Source organism: Mycobacterium rhizamassiliense (genome assembly GCF_900157375.1).
Taxonomy (GTDB): Bacteria; Actinomycetota; Actinomycetes; order Mycobacteriales; family Mycobacteriaceae; genus Mycobacterium; species Mycobacterium rhizamassiliense.
Genome location: NZ_LT721901.1, coordinates 4405802 through 4421542, shown reverse-complemented (window position 1 = coordinate 4421542; position 15741 = coordinate 4405802). Strand labels below are relative to the sequence as shown.

The window sequence follows — 15741 nt, the reverse complement described above, 5'->3', positions numbered from 1 at the left end:
GCACGATGCGGCGCCGGCACTCTTTCAACCTGCGTCGTGCAGCTCTGGAACCCAAGAATGTCGCTGGTGAGTATGGCCAACTCCGGCAAGATTTCAAAACGTCCGATACCGCCGGTTGCTACCGGAAGATCGGCTTCGGCGTGTGGAACGCCGTGTCCAAGGGGGTGCGACGTGGCACGCCATTCATGGCGCGACTGTACTCGGCTATGCATCGACCGTGGTCGGGCGCATGACAGCGGCTTTGTGGGTGCGGGCCGGACCGGCCCCAAGCGACGGGGCTCAGACACCCACTCGGCGCCAACCGTCGGCGGCCCGCGCGGCGCTGATCAACACATCGCAGAGCTCGCGCAGTTCGGCCTTCCCAGCGCCCTCGTCCAGCGCCGTGGCGACGTCCTCTGCCGCGCATCGGACCTGGTAGACGCGGTCGGACAGGTCGGCGGCGTCATCGGCCGACAACACCACCGCGTCGGCGGGCAAGGCCGCCGCTTCGCCCCGGTTGATCGATGCGCGCTGCTCGTAGGCCCGCTGCCGGCACGACTGGCGGCAATACTGGCGGCGACGGCCCATCCCGACGTCGGTCACGTCCCGGCCACACCAGCGGCACGGCTGCGGTCGGGCACGGCGGGTCACGCCTGCCGACTTTAGTCCGCGTCGCTTCGCGATCCCGGTATCATTGAAGGTCGAGTCGCTGACCCCGCGTGTCTGCCGGGGAACTACGCAGGCCGCCGTAACGTTTGCTAAGCGAAGAGAAGCGCACCACAGAAGCCCAAAGGAGTAGCACCATGGCTGATCGCGTACTGAGGGGCAGTCGCCTCGGAGCCGTGAGCTACGAGACTGACCGCAACCACGATCTGGCGCCGCGTCAGCTCGCGAAGTACCGCACCGAGAACGGCGAAGAGTTCGAGGTCCCGTTCGCCGACGACGCCGAAATCCCCGGCAGTTGGCTGTGCCGCAACGGCCTGGAAGGCACCCTGATCGAGGGTGACCTGCCCGAGCCGAAGAAGGTCAAGCCGCCGCGCACCCACTGGGACATGCTGCTGGAGCGTCGCAGCGTCGAAGAGCTCGAAGAGTTGCTCAAGGAGCGCCTCGAGCTGATCAAGACCAAGCGCCGCGGCTAAGCCGCGTTACGAGCGGTTGTCCGCGGACGCGGTCCGCGCGTTGGCCATCCGCCCCTGAATCCCCCACTTCGCGACCTTGACCAGGGCCTCGCGGATGTTGGACCCGCTCATCTTGGACACGCCCAGTTCGCGTTCGGTGAAGGTGATCGGCACCTCGACGACGGTGTAACCGTTGGCGAGGGTCCGCCGGGTCAGGTCGATCTGGAAGCAGTAGCCCTTGGAATCGACGCCGTCCAGGTCGATGGCCTCGAGCACTTCGCGGCGGTAGGCGCGGTATCCGGCAGTGATGTCGTGGATGCCGATGCCCAGCGCCAGTCTCGCGTAGGTGTTGGCCGTCCAGGACAGGGCCCAGCGCCGCCACGGCCAGTTTCGGACGTTGCCGCCGTCGACGTAGCGCGACCCGATCACCAGGTCGGCCCCGGCGTCGATGGCTTCCAGCAGGCGGGCCAGCTGCTCGGGTGAATGGCTGCCGTCGGCGTCCATCTCCACCAGCACGGAGTACTGCCGCCCCAATCCCCAGGCGAAGCCGGCCAGGTAGGCCGCGCCGAGGCCGTCCTTGGCCGTGCGGTGCATGACGTGCATGCGCCCGCCGTCGGCGGCCGCCAGCTCGTCGGCCAGCTCCCCGGTGCCGTCGGGGCTGCTGTCGTCGACGATGAGTAGGTGCACGTCGGGGCACGCGTCCTTCAGCCGCCGGTGAATCAGCGGCAGGCTCTCCCGCTCGTTGAACGTGGGGATGATCACCAGGACACGCTGACTGGGCCGGTTGCCCGGTACTCGGGTCGCCTGCTCGCCGGTGGTCATGTAGCTCCTCTGTGTCGCCCGAGATAACGCGGGGGTCGGCCGCCCTTGTGATGAAGCGGAGTGTAGTCACCGCCCTGTTCGGACGGAGGGTCGTCGCCGCCCTGGTCAGGCGGGGGCCCGTCGTCGGAGGCCGTGGGCTCCTCCGATTGGTCGGGGGGCTCACCCGGGGGCGTAGACCTCCGGCGAATCGAACGCGGGAACCATCCATTGTGCCGTATCCCGGCCAAGATGACCGCTCCGGCCGCTGCCACCAAGATCCACTGCAGGATCGGTCCCCAGCGGGTTGCGGGCGTCAGCGCCGTCTTGAGGCGCACCTGGATGTCCAGGTAGCCGGGCGTGAAGAACGGAGTGCGGACCAGCTCGGCCCCGTCCGGGGCGACGATGGCGCTGATGCCGGTGGTGCCGGCCACCACGACGTAGCGGTCGTGCTCGACGGCGCGAACCTTGGCGAACGCGAGCTGCTGTTCGCTCATCCTCTGGTTGAAGGTGGCGTTGTTGGCCGGCACGGTTAGCAACTGGGCGCCGTTGAGGACCGCTTTGCGCGGCGCGCGGTCGAAGATCACTTCCCAGCAAGTGGTGACGCCGACGGGGACGCCCGCGATGTGCACCACGCCGGTGCCCGGGCGGGGCACGAAATGCCCGGCCCGATCGGCGTAGCCGGAGAGATGCTTCAGCAGCCCCGCCATCGGCAGGTATTCGCCGAACGGTTGCACGATCTCCTTGTCGTGGCGGTCGGCCGGCCCGGTCCCCGGATTCCAGACGATGACGGTGTTGGTGGTGTATTGGGCGGGATCGTTCGGGCGGCCGGGCAGATCCAGCACCGTGCCGAACATGATCGGCGCACCGACCGCGTGGGCCGCCTCCGCGATCTGTTGGGCCGCATCGGGATTGAGCAAGGGGTCGATGTCCGACGAGTTCTCCGGCCACACCACGAATTGCGGTTGCTGCGCGGCGCCGGAACGCACGTCCTCGGCCAGGCGCAGCGTCTCCTGGACGTGGTTGTCCAGCACCTGCCGCCGCTGCTCGTTGAAGTCGAGGCCGAGCCGCGGCACGTTGCCTTGCACGGCGGCGACGGTGACGGTCGGTTCGCCGCCCGATCCCGCGCCGGCGTGCCGCACCTGCGGCCACACAATGGCGGCGGCGAACAACACCAGGCAGATGCACACGCCGGGCAACACGACCGCAGGCGGCGCGGCGTCGGCCTCGGTGACGTGCTTTTCGGTGTCGTCATCGTCGGCTGCGGCGGCGTCGGGCTTCCGGATGCCGCGTCGCCACCACTCGACGATCTCGCGGGCGATCGCGGTGGCGCTGAATCCCATCAACATGACCGCCAGCGACAGCAGCGCGACGCCGCCGATCTTGACCAGCGGCAGCAACGGGCCTTCGGTCTGGCCGAACGCCACCGCGCCCCAGGGGAAGCCGCCGAACGGGACGATCGATTTCAGCCACTCCGTGGCCGTCCACACCAGGGCAAACCAGACCGGCCAGCCGGGCAGCCCGCGCACCACGACGGCGAACACGCCGAACAGGGCGGGAAACACCGCACACACCACCGCCAGCACCAGCCACGGCACCGCGCCGACCAGGTTGCTGATCCACGGCAGCAGCGGCGCGTAGAACGCGAAGCCGAACAGGAAGCCGTAGCCCAGGCCACCGATCGGCGTCGTCGCGGGATGGGTCAGCACCCACCCCAGCAGTGCGGCGGCGACGACGGCCGCCCACCACCAGTTCACCGACGGGAAGCTCGCGCACAGCAGCAGCCCGCCGGCGACGCTGACCACCAGGCGCGCCACCCGGGGCCGCAGCGCGGCCCACAGTCCGGGCAGCCGCGCGAGCACCGCCACGACCAGCGCCAGCAGCACACGCCGCGCCGCGACACCCAGCCGCCGGGCCGGACTCGGTCCGTCGGCCTTGGCGGGCGTCTCGTTGTCGGGCTCGGGGGCTTCCGCGTCGTCGTCAGGCTCGTTCACCGCTTCGTCGGCGTCGATGTCGGCCGGGCCGTCCTCGTCCGTCGGTGTGGGTTCGCTTTCGCCGGATTTCCCCGGTCGCAGGTGCCGGGCCGACCATTTCCTAGCCATGGACCACCACGCCCCGGTGCACGGTTTGGCGGCAGCGCGGCAAGGCGTCGGTCGCGCCGAGCCGCGGCAGCGCGGGCACCCGGGACCGCGGGTCGGTCGACCACCGCTGCACGCCGTCCTGTGGGGCGTGCACGTCGAGGTCGCCCGCATCCCACACGGCGTACGAGGCGGGCGCACCGGGAACCAGGGTGCCGGTCGTGTCGTCGCGCACGCCGCAGGCCCGCCAGCCGCCGCGGGTGGCGGCCGCAAACGCGGCCCGGGCCGAGACGGCGCTGCCCGGAGTCCGATGGTTGACCGCCGCGCGCACGCTGCCCCACGGGTCGAAACCCGTCACCGGGGCGTCGGAACCGAGCGCGAGGGGCACGCCTTGGGATGCTAACAGCGCGAGCGGGTTGAGCTGCCTGGCTCGTTCGGCGCCCAGCCGGCGGGCGTACATGCCGTCGTCGCCGCCCCACAGCAGGTCGAAATTGGGCTGCACGCTGGCGATGACGCCCCACGCGCCCAGCTTGGCGGCCTGATCGGCGGTGACCATCTCGAGGTGCTCCAGGCGGTGTCCGCAGCGGGCCACCGCGACCACCCCGAGGTCGTCGACGACCCTTTCGAAGGCGTCGACGGCCGCCGAGACCGCGGCATCCCCGATGACGTGGAAGCCCGCGGTCACCTGCGCCTCGGTACAGGCCCGCACGTGCACCTCGATCAGGTCGGGGTCGAGGTAGCAGGTTCCGGCGCGCTCGGGAGCGTCGAGGTAGGGCTCGTGCAGCCAGGCGGTGCGCGAGCCGAGGGCGCCGTCGATGAACAGGTCGCCCGCCAGCCCGCGGGCCCCGGTTTGTTCCACCAGCGCCCGCGCCTGCGCGGCGGTGGTCACGGCCTCACCCCAGTAGCCGATCACCTCGACGCCGTGGTCGAGGGCACGCAGCCGCAGCCAGTCGTCGAGCCCGCCGATCTCGGGACCCGCGCATTCGTGCACCGCGACGATGCCCGACGCCGCGGCGGCCCGCAGCGCCGCGAGCCTGGCCTCGGCCAGCTGCTCCGGCGTCAGCAGGTCGCGCGCCACGGCGCGGACCAGGTGGTGCGCGTCGCCGGCCAGCGGCCGTTCGGCGGCGAACCCGCTGGCCGCCGCCAGGTCGGGGACCAGCCGCCGCAACCCCGTCGACGCCAGGGCGGAGTGCACGTCGACGCGCGCCAGGTACGCGGGCCGGTCGCCGAGCACCGCGTCGAGCTCCGCGGTCGTCGGCGGGCCGTTCTCGGGCCACGTCGACTCGTCCCAGCCGTGACCCCACACCGGCTGGCCGGGGTGGGCGGCCGCGTGCTCGGCGACCAGCCGCAGGCAGTGCGCCAGTGAAGTCGCGTCACGCAGGTCCAGGCCGGTGAGCGTGAGGCCGGTCGCGCTCAGGTGGATGTGGCTGTCGACGAACCCCGGCGCGACGAAACCCCCGTCCAGGTCCACCAGTTCGGCGTCCGGGAACTGGCTGCGGCCCACCTCGTCGCTGCCCAGCCAAGCGACCAGGCCGTCGCGCACCGCCATGGCGGTGGCGTCGGGATGGGTGGGGCTGTGCACCCGGCCGTTCACCAGCAGGGTCGTCGCGGTCACACGCCAAAACTACGCGCGGGCGCGCGGCGGGCAATCAGCTCGGGCCGGACGCGTACCGGGGGCCGCCCCAGTGGTCGTCGCTGCGCAGCGCGGGCGGCTCGACATCGTGGACGTCGATGACCTCGCCGTCGATGTAGTCGCGGCGGTCGGCCGGGTCGCCGCGCTGGGTTTGGGTGAACGCCGCCGGGTAGGTGACCAGCGGCACCCGCCGCTGCAGAGTGCGCAGCGCAAGCGCGGAGACCCCGGGGCCGGCGGCGGCACGCACCGGGGGCAGCAGCAGCAGCGTCCCGATGACGGTGGTCACCAGCCCGGGAACCAGGACGAGCCCGGTGGCCACGGTGACCAGCGCGCCGTCACCGACGCTGCGCGCCTCCAGCGACCCGGACCGCATCCCGCGCAGCTGGTGCAGGAGCTGCGAGCCGGCCATCGGGGCCAGCAGGCCCCAGCCGAGGACGAACGTCGCGAGCAGGATCAGCAGGGTCCAGCCCCAGCCGAGGGCCCACACCAGGGCGAAGACCGCCGCGAGTTCGACGACGGCGTAAACGAGTAAGAGCCGGCTCACCATGTACGCACAACGACGGCGGGCCGCGCCGGAGTTCCCCTGGGCGCCGGGATCGCGGCTGCAGTTAGATGACGTTATGACCACGATTGAGATCGCTACCCCCGACGGATCGATCGACGCGCTGCTGAACACCCCGGCCGGGACGGGCCCGTGGCCCGGCGTCGTGGTGATCCACGACGCCTTCGGCTACGGCCGCGACAAAAAACAGATCAACGAGCGCATCGCCCAGGCCGGCTACCTGGCGCTCACGCCGAACATGTACGCGCGCGGCGGCCGCATCCGCTGCATCACGCGCGTGATGCGCGAGCTGCAGACGCAGCGCGGCCGCGCCCTCGACGACATCGTCGCCGCCCGCGAGCACCTGCTGGCCTCGCCGGACTGCACCGGGCAGGTCGGCATCGCCGGCTTCTGCATGGGTGGCCAGTTCGCCCTCATCATGTCCCCCAAGGGTTTTGGCGCCTCCGCCCCGTTCTACGGCGCGCCCCTGCCGCGCCACCTCGACGACACCCTGGAGGGGGCATGCCCGGTCGTGGCAAGCTTCGGCGGCCGCGACCCGCTGGGCAAGGGCGCACCCGAAAAGCTGCGGAAAGTCCTTGCGGCCAAGCAGGTTACGAACGACGTCAAGGTCTACCCCGACGTCGGGCACAGCTTCGCCAACGACCTACCGGCCCAGCCGCTGCTTCGGGTCGCGGGCTTCGGCTACGACCACGCCGCGACCGAAGACGCGTGGAGCCGGGTGTTCTCGTTCTTCGGCGAGCACCTGCGCTAACTACGGCAGCTTGTCTGACACCGCTCGCGCGAAGGTGTGGGTGTCACCGGGCCAGCGCGCCGAGATGTAGTTGCCGTCGTCGACGACGAACGCCGGTCGCGAGTCGGTCGCCGTGTCGCGCGCCATCCCGGAGGACTTGAGCCGCGCATGCTCAGCGCCGCGCTCGACGTCGCGAAAATCCGTCGGCTCTTTGAGCGCCCGGGTGACTTCCGATTGCACGGACATGTAGCCGCCGGGTTGGCCGGGTTCCTCGCTGTAGGTCCGGTAATAGTCCGGGTCCCAGAATCTGGTGATCCGGGTGAGCCGCCAGGCCAGCCGCTCCATGGCCCAGGTCAACGCGGTCGTCTTGCGCCCGTAGAGCACCGAGCGGCCGGTGCCGGGGTCGACGCTGCGGGCGGCCAGCAACACGCCGTGACAGATCGCGGCGACAATCAGGTTGCGGGCGAAGGCATCCACCACCAGGCGCTGCAGGATGTCGCTGTCGATGTAGCTGCGCATGCCGCGGGCGCGGTGACCGCCGGGCAGCAGTAACGCGTCGACGCCGTCGAGGGTGGCCGCACGCCAGCTCACCGGATGCTGGTACTCCCCCGACTTCACCATGGCGGCGTATGCGGCACGGCCATTCTTGTTGGCGCGCAGCGCCATTCCGACGAGCGGGATCGAACGCAATACCGGCATCGCCGACCAGATGTCGAGACCCCGGCCGGTCACCATGATGTCGTCGGCGACACCCGGTGTGCCGCTCTCGGTCGCGAAGATCACCCGGTGGCCGTTGTCGGTCAGGACGCGCCAGCTGACCGCGACCTCCGTCGGGTCGAAGTCCCGGTCCGGAATCGGAATCAGCACGGTACCCATAACGCTCTAGCCCTGCGCCACTCGCAGTTCGAGGCCGATGTTGTTCTCCATGCCGCCGCGCAGCTTGCTGAAGAAATTGAAGACCCCGCCGATCAGGCCGTAGCGCTTGCCGATCGCGTCGTAGACGGTGCCGGTTTCCGACTTGTCGAGCAGCGCGGCGGCGCCCTCGACGGCCTCGCTCGTCGGGCGGCCGCGCATGGTGCAGGTGGCCATCGTGACGCGCGGCGTATTGCGAATCCGCTTGACCTTCCACGAGGTTTCCTGCGTGATCACCAACAGCCGATCGCCGCGCTCCTGGTCCAGGGCGGTCCAGATGGGTGTCGGCTTGGGCCGGCCGTCCTTGGTGAAGGTGGTCAAAAGGATGTATTGCGCCTTGGCGAGATCGGCAAAGGTGGGCGTCACGGTCTCAACCTACTCGGCAACGTTGACATTCTCAGCGATCTTCGTGTTAAGTGAAAATATCGTTTTCATTTAGCGGCGTGTGACGGTGACCGGAGCGAGGAAACGCGTGAGCGATTCGAAGAACCCCATGGCGTGGCTCCCGTTCTCGATCGCCGAGGCGGCGGTGGCAGGACCAGCGGACGGCGACGTGGACGCGCCCGGGGCGTGGTCGTATCTGCAGGAGCGGCTCAGCGATGCGGCCCAGGTTGTGCAGTCGGACCCGGCGAACCGAAATCGGGTCGATCTCGCCGCGGGGATGCGCCATCTGCTGGTGCTGCTCACCGCGGGCATCGACGAGATCCTGCGGTTCGACAGCGATCCGGTGCTGTGCGTCCAGGCGACCAGCACCGACGACCTCGTGACGTGGGGCATGGAATGCCCGGACTGCATTTACACCCGCGCCGTGCTGCGCGGCGGCGAAAGCTACCGGCTGTTCGGCAATCGCGGCACCGCACGCTACGTCGGGCTGCAGACGATGAACGGCATCACCTCGACGGCCAACGAACTGGTCGACGAACTCGAGGTGGACGCCGACGGGAACTTCGAGGTGGTGCTGTCTCCCTCCGAACCGACGGGGCGGCCGGGCAATTGGATGCGGCTCGAGGGCGACAACCCGACCCTGACGGTGCGGCACTTCTTCTACGACTGGGACACCGAGGTGGCGTCGTCGCTGCGCGTCGAGCGGCTCGGCGATGCCGTTGGGGCCGAACGCCGTTCGGTCGACCCGGTCGTCGCGATCCCGCAACAGCTGGTTGCCCTCGGCGACTTCGTCGAGGGCAACCTGGCGTTCTTTCTGCAATTCGGCGCCGCGGCCCCGGCCAACGGATTCCTGCCGCCGATCGACCGCACGGACATCGGTGCGGCCGCGGAGAACCGCCCGGTGATCGGCCGGTGGGAGCTGGGCAGCGGCGAGGCCCTGATCGTGGAAGTGGAACCGCCACAAGGGATTTACTGGAGCTTCTCCATCGGCAATCCATGGTGGGAGACGATTCACTACGGCCGCCATCAGTCCAGCCTGAACGCGCATCAGGCGGTGGTGGATTCCGACGGCCTGGTGCGCGTAGTGCTGTGCGCGCGAGACCCCGGCGTCGCGAATTGGCTTGATACCGCGGGCTTCAGCAACGGGCCCATCATCCTGCGCTGTGTGCGCACCGAAACGGCGCCGACGCCGTCGACGCGGGTCGTGCCGTTCGACGAGATTCGTGCGGCGCTGCCCGCCGATACGGCGACGGTGACGGCCGAGGAGCGCGCGTCCGTCATCGCCTCGCGTCGCAACGCCGTGCGGGAAAGGTTCGCCTGATGTTCGATGCCGACGAGCTGGAGAACGGCGCCTGCGCCGCAACGGGTCTGGACGACTTCGGGTCCCCGTACTACCGCGAGGGACTCGATCGCATAGTCGAGGCGCTGAACACCGAGGCGGATCTCAACGAGATCGGCAATGTCATCCAGCACGCGACGATCAGCAATGCGTTGATTCAACGCCTCAACGTCGAGGACACCTACCGGCAGCATCCCGAGATCGACGACGAGGTGGTCGGCGGACCCGTCTTCGTGATCGGCCTACCCCGCACGGGCACCACGGCGTTGAGCCAACTGGTGGCCGCCGATCCGCAGTTCCGCTCGCTGCGGACCTGGGAGTCGCAGGCCCCCACGCCCCCGCCGGAGTCCGCCACGCAGCACACCGACCCGCGGATCGCGCAGGCCGAGGCGGGCCTGAAGATGCTCGACGACATGTTCCCGCTGATGAAAACGATGCACAACTCCGAGGCGACGGCCGCGACCGAATGCCAGGACCTGATGGGAATGAGCTTCCGCACCTTCCACTTTGACGGCGCGGTCCGCGCCCCCGGATATCTTGCGTGGCTGATGGACTGCGACATGCGCGAGACGTACACCTTTCACCGACGGGTCCTCAAGCTGTTGCAGTGGCATTGCCCGCCGGTGCTGTGGCACCTGAAGACGCCGGTGCACATGTTCGCCCTCGACGCGCTGGTCGAGGCCTACCCGAACGCCAAATTCCTGTGGAGCCACCGCGATCCGGCCGCGGTGATGGGCTCGGTATGCAGCCTGATCCAGTACGTCCGCAGCTGGAGCAGCGACCACAACGATCCGCACGAGCTGGGCGCCGAACAGATCGACAGCTGGGCCGAAGCCGTCCGGCGGGCAATGGATTTCCGCGCCCGCACGGGTGACGACCGGTTCGCCGACGTCTCGTTCGCCGACCTGCAGTCCGATCCCGTGCGCACCCTGCAGAGCGGCTACGAGCGCCTCGGGCTGAGCTTCACCGACGCCACCGCGGACTCGGTCAAGCGCTGGGCCGAGACCCACAAGCCCGGTTCGCGCGGCGCACACGACTACGACCTGGCCGACTACGGGCTGACACCCGACGGCGTTCGCCACCGGTTCGCCGACTACCTCGCCGCCTACGATGCCAGCGCCTGACCCCGCCGATGCGCCCCGCACGCGGCGGCGCGACAAGCTCGAACCGGACCCCGCCGTCCGGCGTACGATCCTGGCCGCCGCATCAACCACGTTGCGCGAGAACGGGGTTCAAGGCTTCGGCATTGCCGCGGTCTTGGAGCGAGCCGGCCTGAGCACGCGCGCGTTCTATCGGCATTTCGGCTCGAAGGACGAGCTGGTCGCGGCGGTCTTCCTGGAATCGGCGCGGGTTGAGCGGCGGCGGCTGCACCGCCGGATGGCCGGCGCCGCCGACGAGATCGAGGCCGTGGCGGCCTGGATCGACGCGCGGCTCGACCTGGCGTTCGACGAGAACACGAAGTCCGATCTGCGCCGGCTGTCGCTGGAGGCGCAGTCCCAGACGCTGGCCTCCCCCGGACTGGTGCAGCCGGCCTACGCCGAGATGCTCAAGCCGCTCAGCGAGGCGCTAGAGCGCGGCCTGCGGCGCGGCGTGTTCCACCATATCCATCCGGCGGTCGACGCGGAGTTCATCCACGGCGTGGTGTGGGCGGCGGTCGACCGGCAATGGCAGACCGGCGATTCCGATCGCGCTGCCGTCCGCGACCGTGCGGTGAGCTTCTGCCTACGCGGGCTGGGCGTCACGTCGGACGCCGCCACCCAATAACTCAAAGGAGATATCGATGGACCTGGGTTTCGCCGGATCGACGGCTGTGGTCACCGGGGGCAGCAAGGGCATGGGGCTGGCCATCGCCGAAACCCTTGCGGCCGAGGGGGCCAGCGTGGCGGTGCTGGCCCGGGGCCGGGCGGCGCTCGACGCCGCGGTGGAGGCGCTGCTGGCGGCCGGCGCACCCGACGCCGTCGGCATCAGCGTGGACATGGCCGACGCCACGTCCATCGCCGACGGCTTCGCCGCGGTCGCCGAGCGGTGGGGCCGGCTCAACAGCCTGGTCCACACGATCGGCCCGGGCGACGGCTACTTCGAGCAGATGGACGACGCGCAATGGGACGACGCGTTCGCGCTGGGCACGATGTCGGCCGTGCGGTCGATCCGCGCCTGCCTGCCGCTGCTACGTGCCGCGGACTGGGCGCGCGTCGTGACGCTGTCGGCGCATTCCATCCAGCGGCAGAACCCGCGCATCGTCGCCTACACCGCGTCGAAGGCCGCGCTGGCCAGCATCACCAAGAACCTCTCGAAAAGCCTTGCCGCCGAAGGTATTCTCGTCAACTGCGTGTGTCCCGGGACGATTGTGACCGCCAGCTTCACCGAGAACCTCAAGGACATCCTGGCCGCCGACGGCCTCGACGCCACCGACCCGCGTGACGTGATGACGTGGATCGACAACAACTTTCATCAGCCCTGCGACCTCGGTCGCGCCGGGCTGCCCGAAGAGATCGCATCCATCACCGCCTACCTGGCGTCCCGCCGCAACGGCTATGTCACCGGCGCGACCGTCAACGTGGACGGCGGCTCGGACTTCGTCTGAGGGCTAGCCCTCGAGGTCGCCCTCGGTTTCCAGCAACGCCTGGCGCAGGCCGTCGAGCGTCTCCTGCTGTGGCTCGGCCCACATGCCGCGTCCGGCCGCCTCCAGCAGCCGCTCGGCCATGCCGTGCAACGCCCACGGGTTGGACTCCGTCATGAATTTGCGATTCTCCGGGTCCAGCACGTAGCTCTCGGTGAGCTGCTCGTACATCCAGTCGGCCATGACCCCCGCGGTGGCGTCGTAGCCGAACAGGTAGTCGACGGTCGCCGCCATCTCGAAGGCACCCTTGTAGCCGTGCCGGCGCATCGCCGCCATCCAGCGGGGATTGACCACGCGGGCGCGGAACACCCGCGTCGTCTCCTCCGAGAGCGTGCGGGTGCGAATCGCATCGGGCCGCGTGTTGTCCCCGATGTAGGCGGCCGGCGCCTGACCGGTCAGCGCCCGCACCGTGGCCACCATGCCGCCGTGGTACTGGAAGTAGTCGTCGGAGTCGGCGATGTCGTGCTCGCGGGTGTCGGTGTTCTTGGCGGCCACCGCGATGCGCCGGTACTGGCGGTTCATGTCGTCGACCGCCTCGCGGCCATCCAGGTCACGCCCGTACGCGAAACCACCCCACGCGGTGTACACCTGCGCCAGGTCGGCGTCGTCGCGCCAATTGCGGCTGTCGATCAGCTGCAGCAGCCCCGCGCCATAGGTGCCCGGCTTCGACCCGAAAATTCTTGTCGTGGAACGGCGTTTGTCGCCATGCTGGGTCAGGTCGGCCTGGGCGTGCGCGCGTACGTAGTTGTCGTCGGCCGGCTCGTCGAGGTCGGCGACCAGCTGCACGGCGTCGTCGAGCATCGTGACGACGTGCGGGAAGGCGTCCCGGAAGAAGCCGGAGATCCGCACGGTCACGTCGATGCGCGGGCGGCCCAGCTCGGCCAGCGTTATCGGCGTCAGCCCCACCACGCGCCGAGAAGCGTCGTCCCACACCGGCCGGACGCCCAGCAGCGCAAGGACTTCGGCGATGTCGTCGCCGGAGGTGCGCATGGCCGAGGTACCCCACACCGACAGACCGACCGATTGCGGCCAGTCCCCGTGGTCGGCGCGGTAGCGGGCCAGCAGCGAATCAGCAAGCGCGACACCGGCTTCCCACGCGAGCCGCGAGGGTATCGCCTTGGGGTCGACGGAGTAGAAGTTGCGGCCAGTCGGCAGCACGTTGACCAGGCCACGCAGCGGCGATCCCGACGGCCCCGCCGGAATGAAGTGGCCGTCCAAAGCCCGCAGCACCTGGTCGATTTCGGCGGCCGTCCCGGCGAGCCGGGGCACCACCTCGGCGGCCGCGAACCGCAGCACCGCGGCGACGTCGGGGTTGTCCGTGAGCCCGTCTGCGGCGGCGGGGTCCCAGCCGCCGGCCTGCAGCGCCGCCACCAGCCCGCGGGCGGCGGCCTCGGTCGCATCGACCGCGGACCGCTCGTCGGTGCCGTCCTCGGCCAACCCCAACGCCTGGCGCAGGCCCGGCAGAGCCTGCTCGCCACCGAACAGCTGGCGCGCCCGCAGGATGGCCAGCACGAGGTCGAGTTCGGCGTCGCCCGTTGGCTTTTGGCCGAGGATATGCAGCCCGTCGCGGATCTGAACGTCCTTGATTTCGCACAGCCACCCGTCGACGTGCAGCAGCATGTCGTCGAACGAGTCGTCCTCCGGGCGTTCGGCCAGGCCCAGATCGTGGTCCATCTTGGCGGCCCGGATCAGCGTCCAGATCTGCTGGCGGATGGCGGGCAGCTTGCCCGGGTCCAGCGCCGCGACGTTGGCGTGCTCGTCGAGCAGCTGCTCCAAACGCGCGATGTCGCCGTAGCTTTCGGCGCGCGCCATCGGCGGGATGAGGTGGTCGACCAGGACCGCGTGGGCCCGGCGCTTGGCCTGCGTACCCTCACCCGGGTCGTTGACCAGGAAGGGATAGATCAGCGGCAGGTTGCCCAGCGCCGCGTCGGACCCGCAGGCCGCCGACATGCCCAGCGTCTTGCCCGGCAGCCACTCCAGGTTGCCGTGCTTGCCGAGATGCACGAGGGCGTGCGACCCGAATCCCGCGTCCAGCCAGTGGTAGGCAGCCAGGTAGTGGTGGCTGGGCGGCAGGTCGGGGTCGTGGTAGATCGCGACCGGGTTTTCCCCGAAGCCGCGCGGCGGCTGCACCATCAACACCAGATTGCCGGCTTGCATTGCGGCGATGACGATTTCGCCGTCCGGGTCGTTGCTGCGGTCGACGAACAGCTCCCCGGGCGGCGGGCCCCAGTGCCGCGTCACCGCATCGGTCAGCTCGGCGGGCAGCGTGGCGAACCAGGTGCGGTAGTCCTTCGCGGACACGCGGATCGGGTTGCCTTCCAGTTGGCCTTCGGTCAACCAGTCGGGGTCTTGGCCACCGCGTTCGATCAGCGCGTGGATCAGCGCGTCGCCGTCGCCCGCCTCGACTCCGGGCAGATCACCCACCTGATACCCGCGCTCGCGCATCGCCCGCAGCAACGCGACCGCGCTGGCCGGCGTGTCGAGGCCGACGGCATTGCCGATGCGGGCGTGCTTGGTGGGGTACGCCGAGAACACCAGCGCCACCCGCTTGTCGGCCGGCGCGACGTGCCGCAGCCGCGCGTGCCGTACGGCCAGGCCGGCCACCCGGGCGCAGCGCTCCGGGTCGGCCACGTAGGCGATCAGCCCGTCGTCGTCGATCTCCTTGAACGAGAACGGAACCGTGATGATGCGCCCGTCGAATTCGGGCACCGCCACCTGGCTGGCCACGTCGAGCGGGCTCAGGCCGTCGTCGTTGTCGGACCATTGGCTGCGCGAGCTGGTCAGGCACAGTCCCTGCAGGATCGGAACATCAAGGGCGGCAAGGTGTTCGACGTTCCAGCTGTCGTCGTCGCCGCCGGCCGACACCGTGGCCGGCTTCAATCCCCCGGCCGCCAGCACGGTGACCACCATGGCGTCGGCGTCGCCGAGGCGTTGCAGCAGTTCGGGTTCGGCGGTGCGCAGTGACGCGCAGTAGACCGGCAGCGGGGTCGCGCCCGCCTCCTCGATGGCCCGGCACAGCGACTCGACGTAGGCGGTGTTGCCGGCCAGGTGCTGGGCGCGGTAGTACAGCACCGCGATCGTGGGGCCGTCGGTGGTCGCCGGCTGCGGGCGCTCCAGCTCGCCCCACGTCGGCGTCAGCACCGGTTCGGTGAAGCCGAAGCCGGTCATCAGGACGGTGTCGGACAGGAAGGCGTGCAGCTGGCGCAGGTTGTCGACGCCGCCGTACGCGAGATAGATGTGCGCCTGCACCGCGATGCCCGCCGCCAGCGTGGACAGCCCGGTCAGCTCGGCGTCGGCCGCCTGCTCGCCGCTGACCAGGACGGTCGGCACCCCGCTGGCGATCACCGCGTCGATGCCGCTCTGCCAGGCGCGGTAACCGCCGAGGATCCGCACCACGACGATCGAGGCGCCGTCGAGCAGGTCGGGCAATTCTGTGTCAGTCTCGGAGTCGGACAGCCGCGCCGGGTTGGCCCACCGGTAGTTCTTTTCGCTGGCGCGGGCACTGATCAGGTCGGTGTCGGACGTCGACAGCAGCAAAATGGTTGGCTCAGCCACCCACCATTCGTACCGCAACCGCACCGAAGAGGC

At 69.9% G+C, this 15741-nt stretch carries 12 protein-coding genes and 1 pseudogene; 6 read left to right on the top strand and 7 right to left on the bottom strand.

Going from position 1 to position 15741, the window contains the following annotated elements:
* Positions 1–279: 279 nt before the first annotated feature.
* A complete protein-coding gene (locus MRAB57_RS28970; protein WP_077089110.1) occupies positions 280–630 on the bottom strand; it encodes a hypothetical protein in 351 nt (116 codons plus the stop codon).
* Positions 631–782: 152 nt separating this feature from the next.
* Here MRAB57_RS28970 and MRAB57_RS21335 point away from each other — a divergent pair, with 152 nt between their 5' ends.
* Entirely contained in the window at positions 783–1118 is a 336-nt protein-coding gene (locus tag MRAB57_RS21335) for an RNA polymerase-binding protein RbpA (protein ID WP_077089109.1), read from the top strand.
* Here MRAB57_RS21335 and lnt read toward each other — a convergent pair.
* The 3 genes and pseudogenes from lnt to MRAB57_RS21315 all read right to left on the bottom strand — a co-directional run bounded on the left by lnt (position 1096) and on the right by MRAB57_RS21315 (position 6153).
* Positions 1096–3775: pseudogene (lnt, locus tag MRAB57_RS21325) on the bottom strand (apolipoprotein N-acyltransferase). The gene MRAB57_RS21335 and the pseudogene lnt sit on opposite strands and share 23 nt — an antisense overlap.
* A 214-nt stretch (positions 3776–3989) precedes the next feature.
* Positions 3990–5522 carry an amidohydrolase gene (locus MRAB57_RS21320; protein WP_077090748.1) on the bottom strand — a complete coding sequence of 511 codons (1533 nt, stop codon included), beginning with the start codon at positions 5520–5522 and terminating at the stop codon, positions 3990–3992.
* A gap of 100 nt (positions 5523–5622) precedes the next feature.
* Positions 5623–6153: an FxsA family protein gene (locus MRAB57_RS21315; RefSeq protein WP_077089106.1), complete on the bottom strand. Its 531-nt coding sequence runs from the start codon at positions 6151–6153 to the stop codon at positions 5623–5625.
* A 73-nt stretch (positions 6154–6226) separates the two neighbouring features.
* Between MRAB57_RS21315 and MRAB57_RS21310 the strand changes: the two genes are divergently transcribed.
* Positions 6227–6919, top strand: a complete 693-nt coding sequence (locus MRAB57_RS21310) for a dienelactone hydrolase family protein (RefSeq protein WP_077090747.1) — start codon at positions 6227–6229, stop codon at positions 6917–6919.
* On the opposite strand, the gene MRAB57_RS21305 is transcribed toward MRAB57_RS21310, so the two are convergent.
* Together MRAB57_RS21305 and MRAB57_RS21300 are read right to left on the bottom strand one after the other, a co-directional pair.
* Positions 6920–7774 (bottom strand): type 1 glutamine amidotransferase domain-containing protein, encoded by an 855-nt coding sequence (locus tag MRAB57_RS21305; RefSeq protein ID WP_077089105.1) that lies wholly within the window; start codon positions 7772–7774, stop codon positions 6920–6922. It lies immediately after the preceding gene.
* A 6-nt stretch (positions 7775–7780) separates the two neighbouring features.
* Positions 7781–8176 carry a PPOX class F420-dependent oxidoreductase gene (locus tag MRAB57_RS21300; RefSeq protein ID WP_077089104.1) on the bottom strand — a complete coding sequence of 132 codons (396 nt, stop codon included), beginning with the start codon at positions 8174–8176 and terminating at the stop codon, positions 7781–7783.
* Between the two features lie 127 nt (positions 8177–8303).
* Here MRAB57_RS21300 and MRAB57_RS21295 point away from each other — a divergent pair, with 127 nt between their 5' ends.
* The 4 genes from MRAB57_RS21295 to MRAB57_RS21280 are packed head-to-tail and all read left to right on the top strand — an operon-like array spanning position 8304 to position 12117.
* Complete coding sequence (locus MRAB57_RS21295) at positions 8304–9515, top strand: DUF1214 domain-containing protein (protein WP_077089103.1); 1212 nt, start codon at positions 8304–8306, stop codon at positions 9513–9515.
* Entirely contained in the window at positions 9512–10657 is a 1146-nt protein-coding gene (locus tag MRAB57_RS21290) for a sulfotransferase family protein (protein ID WP_077089102.1), read from the top strand. The genes MRAB57_RS21295 and MRAB57_RS21290 overlap by 4 nt, the downstream gene beginning before the upstream one ends.
* Positions 10644–11297 carry a TetR/AcrR family transcriptional regulator gene (locus MRAB57_RS21285; RefSeq protein ID WP_077089101.1) on the top strand — a complete coding sequence of 218 codons (654 nt, stop codon included), beginning with the start codon at positions 10644–10646 and terminating at the stop codon, positions 11295–11297. Before MRAB57_RS21290 ends, MRAB57_RS21285 begins: the two co-directional genes overlap by 14 nt.
* A 16-nt stretch (positions 11298–11313) precedes the next feature.
* Complete coding sequence (locus tag MRAB57_RS21280; RefSeq protein ID WP_077089100.1) at positions 11314–12117, top strand: SDR family NAD(P)-dependent oxidoreductase; 804 nt, start codon at positions 11314–11316, stop codon at positions 12115–12117.
* A 3-nt stretch (positions 12118–12120) separates the two neighbouring features.
* On the opposite strand, the gene cobN is transcribed toward MRAB57_RS21280, so the two are convergent.
* Positions 12121–15708, bottom strand: a complete 3588-nt coding sequence (gene cobN, locus MRAB57_RS21275) for a cobaltochelatase subunit CobN (protein ID WP_077090746.1) — start codon at positions 15706–15708, stop codon at positions 12121–12123.
* Between the last annotated feature and the right edge of the window lie 33 nt (positions 15709–15741).

Bases quoted from the DNA above. Each gene is read 5' to 3' on its own strand.
- MRAB57_RS21335 (WP_077089109.1), top strand. From the start codon at position 783: ATGGCTGATCGCGTACTGAGGGGCAGTCGCCTCGGAGCCGTGAGCTAC.
- MRAB57_RS21320 (WP_077090748.1), bottom strand. From the start codon at position 5,522: ATGGCGGTGCGCGACGGCCTGGTCGCTTGGCTGGGCAGCGACGAGGTG.
- MRAB57_RS21315 (WP_077089106.1), bottom strand. From the start codon at position 6,153: ATGGTGAGCCGGCTCTTACTCGTTTACGCCGTCGTCGAACTCGCGGCG.
- MRAB57_RS21310 (WP_077090747.1), top strand. From the start codon at position 6,227: ATGACCACGATTGAGATCGCTACCCCCGACGGATCGATCGACGCGCTG.
- MRAB57_RS21305 (WP_077089105.1), bottom strand. From the start codon at position 7,774: ATGGGTACCGTGCTGATTCCGATTCCGGACCGGGACTTCGACCCGACG.
- MRAB57_RS21295 (WP_077089103.1), top strand. From the start codon at position 8,304: ATGGCGTGGCTCCCGTTCTCGATCGCCGAGGCGGCGGTGGCAGGACCA.
- MRAB57_RS21285 (WP_077089101.1), top strand. From the start codon at position 10,644: ATGCCAGCGCCTGACCCCGCCGATGCGCCCCGCACGCGGCGGCGCGAC.
- MRAB57_RS21280 (WP_077089100.1), top strand. From the start codon at position 11,314: ATGGACCTGGGTTTCGCCGGATCGACGGCTGTGGTCACCGGGGGCAGC.